Source organism: Paracoccus sp. PAMC 22219 (assembly GCF_000787695.1).
GTDB lineage: Bacteria > Pseudomonadota > Alphaproteobacteria > Rhodobacterales > Rhodobacteraceae > Paracoccus.
In genome coordinates this window covers 1-2,743 of the sequence record NZ_BBPH01000082.1, presented here as the reverse complement: position 1 = coordinate 2,743, position 2,743 = coordinate 1, and the positions used below count along the sequence as shown (strand labels likewise).

Below are 2,743 nucleotides of genomic sequence, written 5' to 3'. Positions count from 1 at the left end.
ACGTTTAGCGCTGTTGCACCAACGATCGTCTTTGAACACTGTGATAAGGGGCCGGAAAGGCGGGCATTCTTTGATCCGCGTGGCAGCGTTTGAACGGCCGCTTATGCATGCGTCTGCCCGCCGAATAAATCAGAATGGCCTTTTGGGTCCTGGCCTGCCCCTATCGGGTGGTCCGGTTTCAGTCTTAGTGCATTGCGGGTCTTGGCGCTACAGCTGGGGTGGCCGGCGAAGCGGCTCCGGATGGCGAAGCCGGCCACTGGATTGAACCGCGCCGAGTTTGCCGGAGGCTCCAACTCCTGAGTAGGATGGAGCATCATGAGCAAGACCACGAACAAGTTTTCCCCTGAAGTGCGCGAGCGCGCGGTGCGGCTGGTCCTCGACAATGAGGGGCAGCATGGAACGCGATGGCAGGCGGTCATGTCGATTTCGGCTAAGATCGGCTGCGCGCCGCAGACCTTGAACGATTGGGTTAAGAAGGCCGAGGTTGATAGCGGCAAGCGGGCGGGTATTCCGACCGAGATGTCCGACCGCGTGAAGGCACTGGAACGCGAGAACCGCGAGCTGCGCCAAGCGAACGAGATCCTTCGCAAGGCGTCAGCGTATTTTGCGATGGCGGAGCTCGACCGCCGGTCGAAGTGATGGTGGGCTTTATTGATGCGCATCGGAATGCGCACGGGGTCGAGCCGATCTGCAGCGTTCTGCCGATTGCCCCCTCCACCTATTACGATCACCTGGCCAGGCGGGCTGATCCCGCCCGGCGGTCGGACCGTGCGCGGAGGGATGAGGCGCTACGCGCCGAGATAAGGCGTGTGTTCGAGCAGAACTGGCGGGTCTACGGCGTCCGGAAGGTCTGGCGGCAGCTTCGCCGTGAGGGTTTCGATGTGGCCCGCTGCACGGTCGCGCGGCTGATGAAGAGTATGGGTATTCAGGGCATTATCCGCGGCAAGCCGCACAGAACGACGATCCCGGACAAGAAGGCGCCAAGCCCCTTGGACAAGGTGAACAGGCAATTCCGCATGCCCGCGCCAAACATGCTGTGGGTGTCAGATTTTACCTATGTCGCCACTTGGAAGGGGTTCGTCTATGTCGCCTTTGTCATCGACGCCTATGCCCGCAAGATCGTCGGCTGGCGCGTCAGCACCTCAGCGCATGCGGGCTTCGTGCTCGATGCCCTGGAGCAGGCGGTGCATGATCGCCGTCCCGGAAAGGGCACAGGGCTGGTCCACCACAGCGACAGGGGCTCGCAATACCTGTCCATCCGCTACAGCGAGCGGCTGGCCGAGGCCGGCATCGAACCCTCGGTGGGCAGCGTCGGAGACAGCTACGACAACGCGCTGGCCGAGACGATCAACGGGCTGTTCAAGGCCGAGGTCATCCACCGCCGCGGACCATGGCGCAGCTTTGAGGCCGTGGAATACGCCACCCTTGAATGGGTGGACTGGTTCAACAACCGCCGCCTGCTCGAGCCCATCGGGAACATCCCGCCCGCAGAAGCCGAGGCCAACTTCTACGAGGCTCTGGAAAGTAAGACCTTGGCCGCGTAACTAACGAAAATCAGCCTCCGGCAAACCCGGCGCGGTTCAATACGGCTTGTTGCCGTTAAAAGGGGGAGTTCCTCCACTCGTCTCCTTACGCCAGCCCTTTCCGGGACGATGGCGTGCGACGACGCGGCCCCCCTCCAGCGCCAGCAGATGCAGCCAGCCGTTGTCGAACAGGCGCGCCACGTCCGGATGGCGACCAAGGATCGCGTCGATGGCGGATGTCGGGGCGTCCAGCATCACCGTCAGCCGCAGCGGGTCGTGGACGGTGCGGGTGCCGTCATGGACCGCCTGCCACGGCAGGCCGGGGCGCAGCCGGCCGCCATTGCCCTCGACCACGCCGATGCCGCCGGTGACGTTGTGGATCAGCTTGGTGCCGCCCCCGAACAGGGGCGGGGCCACGGTCGAGCCATAGTATTGCAGGCTGATCCAGCTGGCGACGACGACCGGGGCGGTCAGGATCAGCTCCAGAACCGTGAAATCAGGGTCCAGCGCGCGGTCATAGCTGTGCAGGAAGGCGCGCCCGCCCAGGTCGATCCCGCGCGTGACGGCGCGCGGCGCGGCGATGAAGGCGGCGCATCCGGCCAGCCCCCATTCCGGCCGCGTCTCGGCCCAGTTCGACGCGCGCGCCGCCACCGTGGCAGGCGTCGCACTCGGCAGACGGGTCGCTCGCGCCGTGCGGTTGCGCGCCGCCGCGCGGGCCAGCCAGTTCGCAGCCCGGTCCAGATCACTCGCATGGCTGGCCGGTGCATTGACCTCGTACAGCGCCACATGGTCCGTCGTTGTGTCATGCAGCGCCGCGACGAACAGCGTATCATCGGGCAACGTGATGCCGTGATCGGGCAGGGCCGCCCGTGTCTGGGGGTCGTTCAGCAGGTCCGCCAGCACGCGAGCCGAAACCTCTCCGGTCTGGCCGCCGCAGGCGCCGCAGTGATAGGCGCTGTGATGCGGGTTGTTCGTCATGCTGGCGCCGTGGCCGACCAGCAGGACCAGCCTTGCATGCCCCGCGACCAGGCCCATGGCGCGCAGGATGGTGGCGGCCAGCCGTCCCTTGTCCGCCGTCGACATCGGCGCGGACAGGCGGGGGGCGCCGCAGGGGCAGGGGCGGCGTCGCGGCCCATCGCCCCCTTCAGCAGCTTCATCCCGTAGAGCGGCCCGACCGCCTCGACAAAGGCAAAGGACGATACCGCGGCCTGCCGGAACCG

The 2,743-nt window shown here is 65.9% G+C and carries 2 protein-coding genes and 1 other annotated feature; of the genes, one reads left to right on the top strand and one right to left on the bottom strand.

The annotated features are described in order from the left end of the window. The first annotated feature begins 315 nt into the window (after positions 1-315). Positions 316-1,544 (top strand): IS3 family transposase gene (locus TY51_RS10125; RefSeq protein WP_156117972.1). Its coding sequence is split into 2 segments (ribosomal slippage): positions 316-604 and positions 604-1,544, totalling 1,230 coding nucleotides; the frame shifts between segments, so codons are not numbered across the junction. Then, positions 597-713 (top strand) — a sequence feature (AL1L pseudoknot). Its footprint overlaps the gene before it by 117 nt. A 36-nt stretch (positions 1,545-1,580) precedes the next feature. On the opposite strand, the gene TY51_RS10120 is transcribed toward TY51_RS10125, so the two are convergent. Beyond that, positions 1,581-2,606 carry a putative inorganic carbon transporter subunit DabA gene (locus tag TY51_RS10120; RefSeq protein WP_052650012.1) on the bottom strand — a complete coding sequence of 342 codons (1,026 nt, stop codon included), beginning with the start codon at positions 2,604-2,606 and terminating at the stop codon, positions 1,581-1,583. Positions 2,607-2,743 lie beyond the last annotated feature (137 nt).

Coding starts and splice junctions, on each gene's coding strand:
- TY51_RS10120 (WP_052650012.1), bottom strand. CDS start 2,606: ATGTCGACGGCGGACAAGGGACGGCTGGCCGCCACCATCCTGCGCGCC.